This window comes from Arthrobacter sp. SAFR-044 (genome assembly GCF_059414985.1).
The window spans coordinates 1-15003 of sequence record NZ_JBPFDN010000017.1; the positions used below are offsets into that span (position 1 = coordinate 1).

The window sequence follows — 15003 nt, forward strand, 5'->3', positions numbered from 1 at the left end:
CTCGTCGCCCGCTTCGTACCCGTCGGAGTCCCCGTCCCCGAATGCGACGGACCCTCAACACCAACATCACCCGTGGCGGCCGACGCGGCGACTGGCACGACCGCTGCGCTCAATGCAACCAGAAGGGCTGTCAGCAGCGCGTGGAGCCGCAGGTTCCGCCACCTGCGTTGTCGAAGACCAGCCGTGCCGCTGCCACCCCATCTGACGAAAGGCCAGGAAGTCTTGCGCGTCAGCAACCGCGCACGTTCGTTGTAGGTTGGCATGAGGGCTCCGATCTTTGTTTATACCTGTCTGTTTTGCAGCTTTAACCGCGGCCAGTCCGGAAAGTGGTGTTTTCTCGTTAAGGCCATCTCAAGGGCGGGCGCAAGCGGGGAGGCAAACCGGCTGATGTCGTGGGACCTGTCCTGCTGTCCACGTTCAGCATCCCGGTGATCCTCCAAGACGGCGGCGAACGGGGACCCACAGCGGCGTCTTTTTCCCTGCAGGGCTGTTGCACCTCAACCAGGCCGAAGCAGGGTACCCGCACGAGGCTGCCGATGGTGTGATTAACGGTGTGCCCGCAGGCGATGACAATCTTCTGGACGATGCGGTCTTCGTACGAAGCACCAACTGCGCATGGCCCTTTAGTCTCCCCCATGCCGTAGAGCGTATGGTCCGCCCCCTAGGGGAGTCCTGAGTAGCCGGTACCCGCTTTTCCAGCAACATCAATCCGCTTTAGGTAAGTACGGGGTTTACGACGCGGCTCCTTGGATAGGGATAGGGGTTTTTGGCTGCACTCTTTCCCGCATCTCTGCGTGTTCACGTAAGACCGCGGCGGCTGGTAGGGCAGAAGAACGCAGATTGTATCTGGCACCCCCAACCCCTGAAACGGCGTTATTGGCGACGGCAGGGGGGAAAGCTCGCGGAAGGAGGCGCCTGACCGCACGGCAGCCTCTTCGCTCACTTGGCCTGGGCGCAGAATTGTTTTCCAGCGCCCGCTTCGCTTCCGGGATATCCAGGAGGACGGAGCTCAAAGTCGCCGACGTTCTGTTCAACCTGTAGAACGAAAGACACTATGCTGTACGCATGACCTTCACCAAGACCGTGGCCATCGCCGTCCCGCTCGAAGCCGAGCTTGTGGACCAGATCCGTGCCATCGACCCCTCCATCACCGTCCTCTATGAGCCCGACCTCCTGCCGCCGGAACGCTTCCCAGCCGACCATGCAGGCGATCCCGCCTTTCAACGGACAAAGGAACAGGAAGACCGCTACTGGGCCATGCTCAACAGCGCCGAGGTGCTGTACGGCTTTCCCAACGAGAGCCCTAACGGCCTCGCCCGCACCGCAAAGGAAAACCCCAGACTGGAGTGGGTCCATGCCATGGCAGCCGGCGCGGGCGGAGCCGTCAAGGCATCCGGGCTCGGCCAGGAGATCCTGCAAAAGTTTAAGATCACCACCTCCGCCGGGGTCCATGCCCTGCCCCTCGCAGAGTTTGCAGCGATGGGAATCCTGAACGGCTTCAAGCGCAGCGCCGAACTTGCGCAGGACCAGGCCGCGAAGGCCTGGCCCAGCCTCCGGGTCCCCACCCGGCTGGTCAACGGATCGGACCTGGTCATCAGCGGCCTCGGTGAAATCGGACTGGAAACCGCCCGGATCGCGCGGGCACTGGGCATGAAGGTCAGCGGCACCAAGCGGACCGTGGAGCCCATCGACGGAATCGGCCAGGTAGTGGACAACGCCGGCCTCCCCGCCCTCCTGGCCACGGCAGACGCCGTCGTCAACACCCTGCCCGGCACCGCCTACACGGAAAAGCTGTTCAACCGGAACCTGTTCGCCGCCATGAAGCCCGGGACCACCTTCGTCAACGTGGGCCGCGGAACCGTGGTGGACGAGGAGGCGCTGCTGGAGGCCCTGGACAACGGCCAGGTGGGCTACGCCTGCCTCGACGTCTTCGCCGTGGAACCACTGCCGCAGGACAGCCCCCTGTGGAACCATCCCAAGGTCATGGTCTCGCCGCACACCTCGGCCCTCAGCGCCGCCGAGAACCGCCTCATCACCGAACGGTTCTGCAGCAACCTCCGGACGTTCCTCGACGGCGGGGACCTCCCCCACCTCGTGGACACGGTCCACTTCTACTAGGACGCGGCGGAGAACAGGTGCGCATCGCAAGACTAAATACAGCAGCAGGCCCGCAGTACGCCGTTGAACGCGACAGCGGCTGGGACCACATCGTTGACCCGTTTGAGGAAGTTCTCCGCTACACCGGCGGCACCACCGCAAACAGCGAGGCCACATTCCTCGCCCCGGTGACGCCCGCCGTCGTCCTTGGCATTGGACATAACCGGACCTTGAATGACCACCCCCTGCCCATCCAGGCGTGGCATAAGTCCGTCCACACCGTCGCCGGACCCGGCGACGCCATTACCGCAGTCAGGGACCACGGGACGGTGAACGCGGAGGGTGAGCTCGCCGTCGTGATCGGTAAGGCCGCCACACACCTGACCGCCGGGAACGCCCTGGAGCACGTCCTCGGCTACACCTGCGTCAACGACGTCACCAACGTGGACCAGAACGCGGTGGACGAGCGGAACTTCCAAGGCAAGTCCGGCGTCAACTACACACCCCTGGGCCCCTGGATAGAAACTCAAATCCCGGATCCCGAAAAAGTGGCCATCGACGTTTACGTCAACGGGACAGCCCAGGCCACCTCCGGAACCTTCAACCTCCCCTCCTCGGTGGTGGACTGCCTCGTCTACGTCACTTCATGGCTGACCCTGGAACCCGGGGATGTGGTCATGACGGGAGCACCCTCCACAGTGGTACCCGTCGAGCCTGGGGACCGGGTGGACATCGTTGTGGAGGGCATCGGCACCCTGAGCAGCGTCGTGGCCTGACGGGCAGAGTGAGCCAACGCGGCACTTATGATGGATTGCGTTCAGTTGACTGAACGCAACCGCACTCTGCCTTGGCGACCTAAGGAGAATCATGGCCGATTCCCATATCCCCGCGTCATCCGACAAGCCGGGAGCCACCTCGCCGGCGCCGGCCGTTACCCGGGCAGCAGCCGTCCTGGATGCCCTCGCCGCCTCGGCGACCGGCCGCCTCACCTTGAGCGACCTCTCGCGTGAGGTGGGAATTCCCAAGTCGTCCACCTCCAACCTCCTGCTGGCACTGGAGGAGGCCCGGCTCATCAGCCGGCAGGGATCGGAGTTCATGCTGGGCCGCAAGCTGGTGGAACTCGGCGCCGCCTATCTCGGCCGGATGGACGAGGTGCAGGAGTTTTACCGCTACTGCGAGCAGGCCTCCGTCCTTTCCCGCGAAACGGTGCGGATCGCCATGCTGGATGGCACCAACGTTATTTACCTGGCCCGGTATGAGGGCCACCCCGCGGTACGGCTCACGTCCAACATCGGCGACAAGATGCCGGTGTCCCTGTGCGCCGTGGGCAAGGCCCTGATCGCGCGGCTGCGTGACCATGACCTGGAGGAAATGTTCCCGGACGACGCCGAATTGCCGGCGCTCACCCCCAAGTCCCTGCGCACCGGCGCGGAATTGAAGGCGCAGCTGAAGGAGATCCGCGAGCAGGGCTTCGCCTTCGAGGACGAGGAATCGACCACCGGCGTAGTGTGCCTGGCCGTCTCCGTCCCCACCCGCGGAGCCCATGGCCCCAGCCTGGGCCTGTCCGTGACCGCGCTCAAAGCCACGTACACCCCTGAGCAGGGGTCCCAGATGGTCAAGGAACTGCAGGAACTTGCCCATTCGCTGGGCAACCCCATGGGCTAACTCCACCAGCCCCAGGAATTCAAAAACCAAAAACTGTTGCCAGCTGTTCAGCTTGCTGTATTGTGTTCAGCATAGTGATCGGCACAACAGGTGTTGTCGCTATCCCACCAGGCCAACGGGGGCCTGGAGTGCATTAGAGGGAGTTCTCTTGACAACTCGTACTAACTCACCGCAGGCCACTGCGGACGGCGCCGTCGTCGATCCGGACCAGCTGCGAAGGGCAACACTTGCCAGCTCCGTGGGGTCCGCCCTGGAGTACTACGACTTCTACATCTACGGCCTTGCGTCGGCCCTGATCTTCGGCCCGCTGTTCTTTGCCCCGCTGGGTGAGAGCGGAGCGGTCATCGCCTCCTTCGCCACCTACGGCGTCGGGTTCGCGGCACGGCCCTTCGGCGGCGTGGTGTTCGGACATATCGGGGACCGCTTCGGCCGCAAGATGGTGCTGATCCTGACCATCGGCCTGATGGGCCTGTCCAGCTGCGCCATCGGCCTGCTGCCCACTTTTGAACAGGCGGGAATGCTGGGAGCGGTACTCCTGGTGACGCTGCGCATCCTGCAGGGCCTGGGTGCCGGCGCCGAGCAGGCAGGCGCCACCACCCTGATCTCCGAGGTGGCCCCGCGCCGCCGTCGTGGTTTCTTCGCCTCCCTCCCATTCGTTGGCATCCAGCTGGGAACCCTCCTGGGTGCGGGGACCTTTGCCTTGATGGCACTGGCAGACAAGCAGGTCCTACAAGGCTGGCTCTGGCGGGTTCCGTTCCTGGCCAGCATCATCCTGATCGCGATTGCCGTCTTCATCCGCCTCCGCCTCAAGGAGACCCCGGTCTTCCAGGAACTCGAAAAGCACAAAGCGGTGGTCAAGAACCCGGTGGGCCAGATCTGGAAGCACTCCAAGAAGAACGTTCTGGTCGGAATTGGCCTCCGCATGGGCGAAAACGGCAACTCGTCCATCTACTCCGCGCTGCTGGTGTCCTTCATCAGCATGCCGGCCGGCGTCTTCCCCGGCGACAAGTTCATCGGCCCCACCGGCCTGCTGATCGCCGCGGGCTTCGCAGCGGTGTTGGTGGTTGCCTTCGGCGCCCTGTCCGACCGTTTCGGCCGCGTCCCCGTTTACCGCTATGGCGCGCTCTTCCAGGCCGTCATCGCCCTGCCGGCCTTTTACCTGGTGACGCTGGGCAATGTGGCCCTGGTCTGGGCGGTCATGGTGGTGGGCATCGCCCTCGGCGTGCAGTCCATGCTCGGCCCGCAGTGCGCGCTGCTCCCGGAGCTCTTCGGGTCCCAGCACCGCTTCACCGGCGTGGCCCTGAGTCGTGAGCTATCCGCGGTGCTCGCAGGCGGCTTCGCCCCAATGATCGGCGTGGCGCTGCTGGCGGCAACCAACCACTCCTGGCTGGTGCCCGCGCTCTACTCGCTGGTCCTGGCCGCGATCTCGTTCGCTGCCACGTTCTTCACCCCGGAAACCAACGGCCGCGACCTGGTGCTCGTGGAGGACGCCAGCTGAACAACGGCAACGCCGCCCCAACTGGCCCATCATTGAGCTGCGGGACCCCGGAAACCCGGGGTCCCGCAGTCGTTCCTGCCTTCAAAAGTGGGCCACTCTGGCACCGGTCCACGAGTTCGAAGGCTGGCGGCCTGCTATATTCTGTTTTCCCGTCCGGTCCAGGAGAAGGCAGGACACAGCACGTCGAACGGCCCGCCATTGATTCCAAGCAGCGCACACCCAGGATCCACGCCAGGGAAAGCCCCGCACGCCGACTTCCTCAACTGCCCCACAGGATTCGTCGAGTATTACTTCGCGGACGGCATCTTCCGCTGGTCGGACGGGCTGTACCGCATGTATGGATATGAACGGGGCGAAGTGGTCCCTTCCGTTGAGATGGTGCTCCCCCACGTCGAGCCCGAAGACAGGCCAAGGGTCCAGGCCTACTGGGACCACGTGGCCTCCCACGGCGGCCCGTCGTCCATTTATGTGTCCATCCGGGACCGCAAGGACCGCCAGCACAAGTTGCTCTACTCCGCGGACTACATCCTGGACGGAACCACACCGATCGGCGTCTGGGGTGTGGTGGTTGACCTCACCACCTCCATCCACACGGACCGGCACCAGCTGGCCACCGAGGCGGTGGCCGCGTCCGCCCTGAACCGCGCGGTCATCGAACAGGCCAAAGGCATCCTGATGGGACGCACTGGTGTCACTGCCGATCGGGCCTACGAGCTCATCAGCCAACTTAGCCAGGACACGAACCGCAAGGTTTATGCCGTTGCCCAGGACATTGTGGACCGCGCCACCAGCCGCGCCGGCGGGCCGGAGAACAAAGGCCATCCCCTCCTGTAACTGCGGGGCAGTACCACCCTTTTCACAGGACAGTGGAGCAGCGACGGCGTGGACCGCCGTCGTCCGCCTAAAGGGCCAGCCGGGGCCCATCAGCCAGGACAGGCCCGGAACCGACAACGGGCAGGGCATCGGTGAACGCCTCGACGACGGCCATCTGGCCGGTGGAGTCCGGGACACCGGGGTACTGGACATGCGCAACCTCTGCCGGTTCGGCGGCAGCTTCCTCCGAGCGCATGCGGACCAGCGCCACGGCAGAGATCAGGAACCAGGCGACATTGGTGACCACTGAGGGCCACGCGCCGTGCAGGGTCCCGTTGATGATGAAGGCAACCGAACCGAACAGGTTGGCCGTCTGGAAGCCCTTCCCGGCCTTCAGCCACCCCATGGAAACAGACAGGTAAGCACTGAGAATCGCAACCGCGCCTGCCCAGCCGGCAATTTCCCACAGCAGTTCCATGGCGTCCTTCCAAGGTGCCTGCGCAGTATCAGGGCAGGGCTTAAGAGGTGGTTCAAGGTTGGGTTTTGCCGGATGCCGCTCCATAAGAACCTGCATCATCCAGCTCTGCGTTGACTCGAGCCCTGTTCGGGCGAGGACCTCTTACGCTGGCCGGCGGCATAATCATATCCCGCGCCCGGGCACCGCTTTTACCGGCGAAACGTGATACTCCCCACGTCTGGACAAGACCCCCGGCGCGTAGCACGATCGAAGCTGTGACCAGCAGTCCCGTCTCCGACCCGTACCTCCGCGAACTCACCCAGCTGAGGCACGTCAAAGACCGGATGGACCGCGAATATGCGCAGCCGCTGGACGTCGAATCGCTGGCGAAGGACGTGCACATGTCCGCTGGCCATTTCAGCCGCCGCTTCAAGCTGGCCTACGGCGAATCCCCGTACAGCTACCTCATGACCCGCCGGATCGAACGGGCCATGGCGCTGCTCCGCAAAGGCGACCTCAGCGTCACGGACGTGTGCTTCGCCGTCGGCTGCTCCTCGCTGGGCACCTTCAGCACCCGCTTCAGTGAACTGGTAGGCATGCCGCCGAGCGTCTACAAACAGGAGGCAGCGGAGGCGACGGCGGGAATCCCGGCGTGCGTGGCGAAACAGGTGACCAGACCGGTCAGGAATCGAGAAGCGCCGGCCCGTGAGCCGTCACTAGCATGACTGATATGGACATCAACATTTCCTCAACCTTCCTTCCCGCCACCGATCCCGACGCTTCCCTCGCCTTCTACCGCGACGCGCTCGGCTTCGAAATCCGCAACGACGTGGGCCGCGGCACCATGCGCTGGATCACCGTGGGCCCCGCCGGCCAAAAGGACGTTTCCATCGTCCTGCACCCTCCGGCCGTGGACCCGGGCATCACAGAAAGTGAGCGCCGCACCATCACCGAGATGATGGCCAAAGGCACTTATGCCACGATCGTCCTCTCCTCCCCCGATGTGGACGCCGCGTTCGCCAAGGTAGAGGCAACCGGCGCGGACGTGGTGCAGGAACCCATCGACCAGCCATACGGCATCCGCGACTGCGCGTTCCGCGACCCCGCCGGCAATACGGTCCGCATCAACCAGCAGCCCTAGGCATATAAACAGACACGTATATAACGGACGACGCCGGAGGGCGGCTGCCAGCGCAGCTTCCCCTCCGGTGCCGCTCCAGGAAGAAGGGGGACACCTTGAGCACGGAAGCAGACATGGACACCAGGCAGACGGGGCACGTTGCAGACAGCCACGACCTGATCCGGGTGGAGGGCGCCCGGGAAAACAACCTGAAGGACGTGAGCCTGGAGCTGCCCAAGCGGCGCCTCACCGCGTTCACGGGAGTGTCCGGCTCCGGCAAGAGCTCGCTGGTGTTCGCCACCATCGCCGCGGAGTCGCAGCGGATGATCAACGAAACCTACAGCGCCTTCGTCCAGGGGTTCATGCCCAACCTGGCGCGGCCGGACGTGGACCGGCTGGAGGGATTGACCACGGCCATCATCGTGGACCAGGAGCGGATGGGCGCCAATCCGCGCTCCACCGTGGGCACCGCCACCGACGCCAACGCCATGCTGCGGATCCTCTTCAGCCGGCTCGGTAAACCCTACGTCGGCCCGCCCACGGCCTTCTCCTTCAACGTCCCCACCCGCAAGGCCAGCGGCATCATGAGCACCGAAAAGGGGGGCCGGGTGGAAAAGAACGTGGTCCGCCAGGTGACCTACCTGGGTGGGATGTGCCCGCGCTGCGAAGGCATGGGGAACATCAGCGACATTGACAGGGCGGCGCTGTACGACGACTCCAAGTCCCTGAATGAAGGCGCGCTCACCGTTCCCGGCTACTCCATGGACGGCTGGTATGGCCGCCTCTTCGAGGGCATGGGCCTGCCCATGGACAAACCGATCGCCAAGTTCACGGCGAAGCAGCTGGACACGATGCTGTACGCGGAGCCCACCAAGATCAAGGTGGAAGGCGTCAACCTCACGTTTGAAGGCGTCATCCCCAAGATCCAGAAGTCCATGCTGTCCAAGGACGTGGAGGCCATGCAGCCGCACGTGAAGCGGTTCGTGGAGCGCGCCGTCACGTTCGCCACCTGCCCGGACTGCGGCGGCACCCGGCTGACTCCCGACGTGCTCGCTTCAAAAATCAACGGCAGGAACATCGCGGACCTCTGTACGATGCAGATCAACGATCTGGCCCAGTGGATCCGGGAACTGGATGAACCATCGGTCCGGCCCCTGCTCGCCGGGCTGCGGGACCTGCTGGATTCGTTCGCCGAGATCGGCCTGGGCTACCTGTCGCTGGACCGTCCCGCCGGCACGCTCTCCGGAGGGGAAGCGCAACGGACCAAGATGATCCGCCACCTGGGCTCCTCCCTCACGGACGTCACCTATGTTTTCGACGAGCCCAGCATCGGCCTGCATCCCCACGACATCGAGCGGATGAACACGCTCCTGCTGCAGCTGCGGGATAAGGGCAACACGGTCCTGGTGGTGGAGCACAAGCCGGAGATGATCGCCATCGCCGATCACGTCGTCGACCTCGGCCCCAAAGCGGGCACCGGCGGGGGCGAGATTGTCTACGAAGGCGATGTGGACGGGCTGCGTTCCAGCGGCACCATCACCGGCCGGCACCTGGACGACCGCGCCCGCGTCAAGGACTCCGTCCGGAAGGCCACCGGCGCGCTCGAGGTCCGGGGCGCCTCAACGAACAACCTGCAGGACGTCGACGTCGATGTGCCGCTCGGCGTGCTCTGCGTGGTGACGGGCGTGGCCGGCTCCGGGAAGAGCTCCCTGATCCACGGCTCGCTGGCAAAGCGGGAGGGCGTGGTGGTCATCGACCAGGGCGCCATCAAGGGCTCCCGGCGCAGCAACCCGGCCACCTACACGGGGCTGCTGGAGCCGATCCGGAAGGCCTTCGCCAAGGCCAACGGCGTGAAGCCGGCACTGTTCAGCTCCAACTCGGAGGGCGCGTGCCCCACCTGCAACGGCGCCGGCGTGATCTTCACCGAACTGGGTGTGATGGCCACGGTCGAGTCCACCTGTGAGGACTGCGAGGGGCGCCGCTTCCAGCCCGCCGTCCTTGAATATACTTTGGGCGGCATGAATATCGCCGACGTCCTGGACCTGTCGGTGGACGCGGCACTGGCGTACTTCGCCGACGGTGAAGCCAAGACGCCCGCCGCCCACAAAGTCCTCGAACGCCTGGCGGATGTGGGCCTGGGCTACGTCACCCTGGGCCAGCCGCTGACCACCCTGTCCGGCGGCGAGCGCCAGCGGCTCAAGCTGGCCACCCAGATGGCGGAGTCCGGGGACGTCTACATCCTGGATGAGCCCACGGTGGGGCTGCACCTGGCGGACGTCCAGCAACTGCTGGGGCTGCTGGACCGGCTGGTGGACTCCGGCAAGTCCGTGATCGTCATTGAGCACCACCAGGCGGTGATGGCGCACGGTGACTGGATCATCGACATCGGTCCCGGAGCAGGGCACGACGGCGGCAGGATCGTTTTCGAGGGCACCCCGGCCGACCTGGTGGCGGGGCGGGCCACGCTCACCGGCCAGCATCTGGCAACGTATGTGGGTGCCTAGAGCCGCCCCAGAGCAGGACCGCCCAGGGTGCACCGGCGGAAGCCGCGGCCAGCAGGATGCCCGGCAGCAGCGGGTGGCCACCAGGACGGCGGGATTTCAATGCCGGGCTGGCCTACGCTGGCCGTATGCCCCAAAAGTTCCGGTACGACGTCGAGATCCTGCATCTGCTGGTGTCCCCCGCGCACGCCTATTTCGGCCGTGCCCGGGACGGTGCCGCCGACGTTCCCACCACTGATGCTCCGCAGGCTGAGGTGGTGGCCGGCAAGGGCATCGTGGGCGACCGGTTCTTCGGGAAGGCGGCGCACATGGACGCCGCGGTGACCCTGTTGGCCGTCGAGTCGCTGGAAGCCATCGCCGCGGAGTTGGGCGCGGCGCCGTTCGATCCCCTGCTGACCCGCCGGAACGTGGTGCTGCGCGGAGCGCAGCTGGTCCCACTGTTGGGGCAGGACTTCGTGCTGGAGTCCTGCGGCTCTTCGGTGACCCTCCATGGCGGCCGGCATGCCCAGCCCTGCGCGTGGATGAACGAGATGCTGGCGCCCGGTGCCCATCCGGCCATGCGGGGCCGCGGGGGCATCCGCTGCCGGGCCGTCTCCAGCGGATTGCTGCACCGCGGCCCGGCCGTGCTGGTCAGCCCCGTGCCGCTGGACCCGGCGCAGGCAGGCGAGGCGAGCGTCCTCCGGCCCTCAAGGCTCCCGTAGCCAAGGGGCTCCCCCGGGGCCCAAGCGTACGACGGCGTCACGCACGGCACGCTTACGGCCCACCTGAGGCGGGGAAGCCCCGGAAACCCGGGATCCCGCCGTCGTGCACTGCCTGAAAGCATGCCCGGCGTGACGCTTCCGCACCCTACCTTTTCCGGTGGATGGACTTGTAGCTCAGGTAGGCGTTGAGGCCCTCGATCCCGTACTCGGTGCCCAGCCCGGAGTCGTGCCGGCCGCCGAACGGGGCGGCGTGGTTGGAGGCGAAAAAGTTCAGTCCCACCGATCCCGTGTCCATCCGGTCCGCCACCGCGAGCGCGGCGTCCTCGTCCCGGCCGAACACCAGGCCGCCCAGGCCGAATTCGGTGTTGTTCGCCAGCGCCACTGCCTCGTCGACGCTGCCGCCGGCGTCGTTGTATTTGAGGATGGTGATCACCGGCCCGAAGATCTCCTCGCGGGCTATCCGCATGTCCGGGGTGACGTCGGCGAACACCGTGGGCTCCACGAAGTAGCCGTTCTCCAACCCCGCGGCAAGCGAGGCAGGGCGCCCTCCGGTGGTGGCGCGGGCGCCTTCAGCCCGCCCGGACTCGACGTACTCCATGACGGTCCGGTACTGCGATTCGGTGGCGCAGGGGCCAAACACCGTATCGGGATCAAGGGGGTCGCCCTGTTTCCCGGCGGCGATGGTGGCCGTGACCATGTCCACTACCTCGTCGTACCGGCTGGCCGGGGCCAGGATGCGGGTGGAGATGTAGCAGGTCTGCCCGGTGTTGCGCATGGAGGACTTGATGAGCACCCGGGACATGGCGTCCAGGTCCGCGTCCGGCAGCACGATGGCGCTGGACTTCCCACCCAGTTCCAGCGTGACCGGGCGCAGCAGCTCACCGCAGGCCGCGGCAATCTTCCGGCCCACCGGCGTCGAGCCTGTGAACGCCACCTTGGCCACCCCGGGGTGCTTGACCAGCACGTCGCCCAGGCGGCCGGAGCCCGTGACCAGGTTGACGACGCCGGCCGGGACGCCTGCAGCGGCAATGGCATCGATGATCACCCGGATGGACAGCGGGGTGGGCGACGCCGGTTTGATCACCACGGTGCAGCCGGCCAGCAGCGCCGGCGCCAGCTTGATCATCACCAGGTTGATGGGGAAGTTCCACGGGGCAATGAGCGCGCACACGCCCAGCGGATCGCGCCGCACCACCGATTCGCCGCCGCCGCGGGGGAAGGGACGGACGTCCTCCTGTTCCAGGTATCCGGCCAGGGTGGCGAAGTAGCGCAGGATGCCGGCGGCGTTGGCGGCGGCACCGGAGGATTCGGCCACCGGGGATCCGTTCTCCCGGGAATTGGTCAGGGAGAGTTCCTCGGCGCGTTTCTCCACTTCATCGGCGATCCGGAGCAGGTAGGCGGCCCGCTCGGACGGCGCCAGCCGGGGCCATTCGCCGTCGAAAGCCTTTTGGGCGGAGCCGACGGCGGCGTCCACGTCCTCCGGGGTGCCGTCGGGGACAGAGCCCCAGACTTCGCCGGTGGCGGGGTCGGTGACCGGGTTCCGGCCGGTGCCCCGGGAGGGCTGCCAGGCGCCGTCGACGTAGATGGTGTCCACGTGGGTGTGCGGCAGGGCCAGGCCGGACCGTGTGGCCAGGGCCGGTGCGTCAGCCGGTGCGTCATGCGCGGCGGAGGTCATCGGATCACCGCCGTCTTCAGCAGGGCATTGGACCTGGCAAGGTCCGCGGTGGCCATGTCCAGGGCAGCCTCAGTGATGAGCTCCGGGATGATCTCGGTGGCCAGCCGGTCCGTGTAGGTGGCGGGATCCATGCCGAACCAGGAGGAGGCAAGGGCGATGCCGGCGTGGTCGAATCGCCACAGCCTGTCAGCGTCGCGCATCAGTGCATCCTCCAGCGAACGGGCCACGGGCCTGGTGTCGTGGCCGTCGATGATTGCGCAGACCTGCTCCACGAACCCGGGGGCATAACCCAGGCCGGGAAGGACCCGGCGGGCAACGTCGCAGCCCTGTTTCTCGTGCTCATAGCGGATGGTGGCCTTGCGCCAGTCCCCCGTAAACCCTTCCGAAAGGATCCGGGACTCATCCACGTGCGCCCAGCCGGTGTCGTGGAGCAGCGTTGCCACCCGCACCAGTTCTGCATCCGCGTCCGGGTAGGCCCGGCACAGCCGTTCGGCGAAGGCAAGGGAGATGGGCAGGTGGATGTCGTTGCCGCGGGTCCTGGTTTCGTGGACCACGGCCTTCCAGAGCGCGTCGAGCGAATCCAGGGCCGCGGGGGTGCCGGCGATGGGGGTGGTGTCCACGGGACCATGGGCGGGAATGGGGCGGACGCTGTATTCGGCGGCGAAGGCATCGGCCAGCGCGTCGTCCGTGTCCGTTGCGGCGCCGGGGGCGCTGCCGGCGGCAGTGCCGGGCTCCGCCGGGGCAAACGGCGTCTTGGGGGTGCTCATAATGCTCCTTCGGTTGGCCAACCTACTGTCTGGGTGCAGTTAGCTGTCCGTGGTGATGGTCTTGAGTTGGGTGCCGGGGTCTGCCGCGGCCTCGGCGGGAATGTTGAGGCCCTTGGCGAGCGCGTTCTTGACGGCCATGAAGTCCAGCGGTGCGTTCACGCAGTCCGCGGCGATGATGCGGCCCTGCCGGTAGTAGAGGACGCTGAATTTGCCGCGTTCCCGGTCGTTCCGGACCACGGTCTGGTCGTAGCCGTTGCACAGCCCGGCGATCTGCAGCTTGAGGTCCGCCTGGTTGGACCAGAACCACGGGATGCCGGCGTATTCCTCGCGCCGTCCGGTCAGCGAGTAGGCGGCCACCTTGGCGTGCTCGATCGCGTTGTTGACGCTTTCCAGCCGGATCCGCTCCCCGGGCTCGGTGCCGGGAACGGGGTTCGGCATGTTGGCGACGTCCCCCACGGCCACCGTGGTGCCGTCGGAGGCCAGCGCGAACCGGTCCACCACCACGCCGTTGTCCACGGCCAGGCCCAGCTGCTCTGCCAGCTGGGTGTTGGGAATGACGCCAATGCCGATCAGGACGATCTGCGCCGGCAGTACCGTCCCGTCCTGGAGTTCGACGGCGGCAACCCGGGTGCCGCCGTCGTCTGCGGTGAAGCGCCCGGCACTGGTGTTAAGGCGGATATCCAGGCCCCGGGAGCGGTGGGCCTGCAGGAAGTATTCGGCGGTCTCCTCCCCCACGGCCCGGCCCACCAGGCGCGGCCCGAACTCGAGCACGGTGACATTTTTCCCCATCTTCTGCAGGCTGGACGCGGCCTCGAGGCCGATGAACCCGCCGCCGATCACCACCACATCCGTGGCGTCGCCCACTTTTGCCTTCAGGGCCAGGGCGTCGTCGGCGTTGCGGAGGTAGAGCACACCGTCCAGGCCGCTGCCGTCGATCTCCAGCTTCCGGGCGCGGGCGCCTACGGTGAGGGCCAGCCGCTTGAATGGAAACTCCCGGCCCGAGGACGCATGTGCCACTCCGGAGCCGTCCGCTTCCTTGTCGATCCGGACGATGTATTCGCCCTTGACCAGGTCCACGTTGTGCTCGGCCCAGTAGTCGTTGGACCGGAAGATGAGGGATTCGCTTTCCACGGTGCCCTGCAGGAACTCCTTGGACAGCGCCGGCCGCTGGTATGGGCGGTGGTCCTCGTCCCCCAGCAGGGTGATGTGTTCATCGAAGCCCAGCGCCCTCAGCGATACTGCCAGCTGTACACCTGACTGGCTGGCACCAATGATCAGGAGCCCCGTCCGGGTGGGAACCGTGGCCGATGCGGTTTCCTGCTCCACTGCCTGCGTTCCCACGGTTACACCTGGGTTTCGGGGGTGGTGACGAACAGTTCCAGTTCCTCCGTCAGGCGGAGCTGGCAGGACAGCCGGGAGTTGTCCTCACGGTCCACGGCGGTGCCGTAGAGCATCTCGTCCTCCATGTCTTCCATGGCGGGCAGTTGCGAGGCGCAGTCCTCGCGGACGAAGACGTGGCAGGTGGCGCAGGACAGCGAGCCGCCGCATTCGGCCACGATGCCGGGGACGCCGTTGCGCACCGCGGTTTCCATGACCGAATCGCCTGCATTGCCTTCGACGTCCCGGACGGTGCCTTCTGCGTCGGTGAAGTGAACCGTTGGCATTGTGGTCCTCCTTGGTTGAAGTTGGTTGGATGGTGGCGGGGGTGG

14 protein-coding genes are annotated in these 15003 nt (G+C 66.2%); 9 read left to right on the forward strand and 5 right to left on the reverse strand.

Features of this window, described 5'->3' with window-relative positions; translation table 11 throughout:
• Nucleotides 1–1065 precede the first annotated feature (1065 nt).
• The 5 genes from ACR65J_RS19305 to ACR65J_RS19325 all read left to right on the forward strand — a co-directional run bounded on the left by ACR65J_RS19305 (nt 1066) and on the right by ACR65J_RS19325 (nt 6094).
• Nucleotides 1066–2118, forward strand: a complete 1053-nt coding sequence (locus ACR65J_RS19305) for a D-2-hydroxyacid dehydrogenase (RefSeq protein ID WP_440172090.1) — start codon at nt 1066–1068, stop codon at nt 2116–2118.
• Between the two features lie 17 nt (nt 2119–2135).
• Nucleotides 2136–2873, forward strand: a complete 738-nt coding sequence (locus ACR65J_RS19310) for a fumarylacetoacetate hydrolase family protein (protein ID WP_440172093.1) — start codon at nt 2136–2138, stop codon at nt 2871–2873.
• A 91-nt stretch (nt 2874–2964) separates the two neighbouring features.
• Nucleotides 2965–3762, forward strand: a complete 798-nt coding sequence (locus tag ACR65J_RS19315; protein ID WP_440172096.1) for an IclR family transcriptional regulator — start codon at nt 2965–2967, stop codon at nt 3760–3762.
• 148 nt (nt 3763–3910) lie between these two features.
• A complete protein-coding gene (locus ACR65J_RS19320) occupies nt 3911–5260 on the forward strand; it encodes an MFS transporter (RefSeq protein WP_440172098.1) in 1350 nt (449 codons plus the stop codon).
• Nucleotides 5261–5458: 198 nt separating this feature from the next.
• Nucleotides 5459–6094, forward strand: a complete 636-nt coding sequence (locus ACR65J_RS19325) for a PAS and ANTAR domain-containing protein (protein ID WP_440172100.1) — start codon at nt 5459–5461, stop codon at nt 6092–6094.
• 67 nt (nt 6095–6161) lie between these two features.
• On the opposite strand, the gene ACR65J_RS19330 is transcribed toward ACR65J_RS19325, so the two are convergent.
• A complete protein-coding gene (locus ACR65J_RS19330; protein WP_440172101.1) occupies nt 6162–6551 on the reverse strand; it encodes a CBU_0592 family membrane protein in 390 nt (129 codons plus the stop codon).
• Between the two features lie 254 nt (nt 6552–6805).
• Between ACR65J_RS19330 and ACR65J_RS19335 the strand changes: the two genes are divergently transcribed.
• The 4 genes from ACR65J_RS19335 to ACR65J_RS19350 all read left to right on the forward strand — a co-directional run bounded on the left by ACR65J_RS19335 (nt 6806) and on the right by ACR65J_RS19350 (nt 10852).
• Complete coding sequence (locus tag ACR65J_RS19335; RefSeq protein ID WP_440172103.1) at nt 6806–7255, forward strand: helix-turn-helix transcriptional regulator; 450 nt, start codon at nt 6806–6808, stop codon at nt 7253–7255.
• Entirely contained in the window at nt 7252–7671 is a 420-nt protein-coding gene (locus tag ACR65J_RS19340) for a VOC family protein (RefSeq protein ID WP_440172105.1), read from the forward strand. The genes ACR65J_RS19335 and ACR65J_RS19340 overlap by 4 nt, the downstream gene beginning before the upstream one ends.
• A gap of 113 nt (nt 7672–7784) precedes the next feature.
• The gene (locus ACR65J_RS19345) at nt 7785–10154 is read left to right on the forward strand and encodes an ATP-binding cassette domain-containing protein (RefSeq protein ID WP_440172212.1); all 2370 of its coding nucleotides are present in this window, start codon (nt 7785–7787) and stop codon (nt 10152–10154) included.
• 125 nt (nt 10155–10279) lie between these two features.
• Nucleotides 10280–10852: an MOSC domain-containing protein gene (locus ACR65J_RS19350; RefSeq protein WP_440172107.1), complete on the forward strand. Its 573-nt coding sequence runs from the start codon at nt 10280–10282 to the stop codon at nt 10850–10852.
• A 145-nt stretch (nt 10853–10997) separates the two neighbouring features.
• Here the strand turns inward: ACR65J_RS19350 and ACR65J_RS19355 are convergent, their stop codons facing one another.
• Genes ACR65J_RS19355 through ACR65J_RS19370 form a run of 4 tightly spaced genes read right to left on the reverse strand, consistent with a single transcriptional unit; the run spans nt 10998 to nt 14958 of the window.
• Nucleotides 10998–12527: an aldehyde dehydrogenase family protein gene (locus ACR65J_RS19355; protein ID WP_440172109.1), complete on the reverse strand. Its 1530-nt coding sequence runs from the start codon at nt 12525–12527 to the stop codon at nt 10998–11000.
• Nucleotides 12524–13294: an HD domain-containing protein gene (locus ACR65J_RS19360; protein WP_440172111.1), complete on the reverse strand. Its 771-nt coding sequence runs from the start codon at nt 13292–13294 to the stop codon at nt 12524–12526. The genes ACR65J_RS19355 and ACR65J_RS19360 overlap by 4 nt, the downstream gene beginning before the upstream one ends.
• Before the next feature lie 39 nt (nt 13295–13333).
• Nucleotides 13334–14635 carry an NAD(P)/FAD-dependent oxidoreductase gene (locus ACR65J_RS19365; protein WP_440172113.1) on the reverse strand — a complete coding sequence of 434 codons (1302 nt, stop codon included), beginning with the start codon at nt 14633–14635 and terminating at the stop codon, nt 13334–13336.
• A 2-nt stretch (nt 14636–14637) separates the two neighbouring features.
• Nucleotides 14638–14958, reverse strand: a complete 321-nt coding sequence (locus ACR65J_RS19370) for a 2Fe-2S iron-sulfur cluster-binding protein (protein WP_110542213.1) — start codon at nt 14956–14958, stop codon at nt 14638–14640.
• Nucleotides 14959–15003 lie beyond the last annotated feature (45 nt).

Bases quoted from the DNA above. Each gene is read 5' to 3' on its own strand.
- ACR65J_RS19305 (WP_440172090.1), top strand. From the start codon at position 1,066: ATGACCTTCACCAAGACCGTGGCCATCGCCGTCCCGCTCGAAGCCGAG.
- ACR65J_RS19315 (WP_440172096.1), top strand. From the start codon at position 2,965: ATGGCCGATTCCCATATCCCCGCGTCATCCGACAAGCCGGGAGCCACC.
- ACR65J_RS19330 (WP_440172101.1), bottom strand. From the start codon at position 6,551: ATGGAACTGCTGTGGGAAATTGCCGGCTGGGCAGGCGCGGTTGCGATT.
- ACR65J_RS19340 (WP_440172105.1), top strand. From the start codon at position 7,252: ATGACTGATATGGACATCAACATTTCCTCAACCTTCCTTCCCGCCACC.
- ACR65J_RS19345 (WP_440172212.1), top strand. From the start codon at position 7,785: ATGGACACCAGGCAGACGGGGCACGTTGCAGACAGCCACGACCTGATC.
- ACR65J_RS19350 (WP_440172107.1), top strand. From the start codon at position 10,280: ATGCCCCAAAAGTTCCGGTACGACGTCGAGATCCTGCATCTGCTGGTG.
- ACR65J_RS19355 (WP_440172109.1), bottom strand. From the start codon at position 12,527: ATGACCTCCGCCGCGCATGACGCACCGGCTGACGCACCGGCCCTGGCC.
- ACR65J_RS19360 (WP_440172111.1), bottom strand. From the start codon at position 13,294: ATGAGCACCCCCAAGACGCCGTTTGCCCCGGCGGAGCCCGGCACTGCC.
- ACR65J_RS19370 (WP_110542213.1), bottom strand. From the start codon at position 14,958: ATGCCAACGGTTCACTTCACCGACGCAGAAGGCACCGTCCGGGACGTC.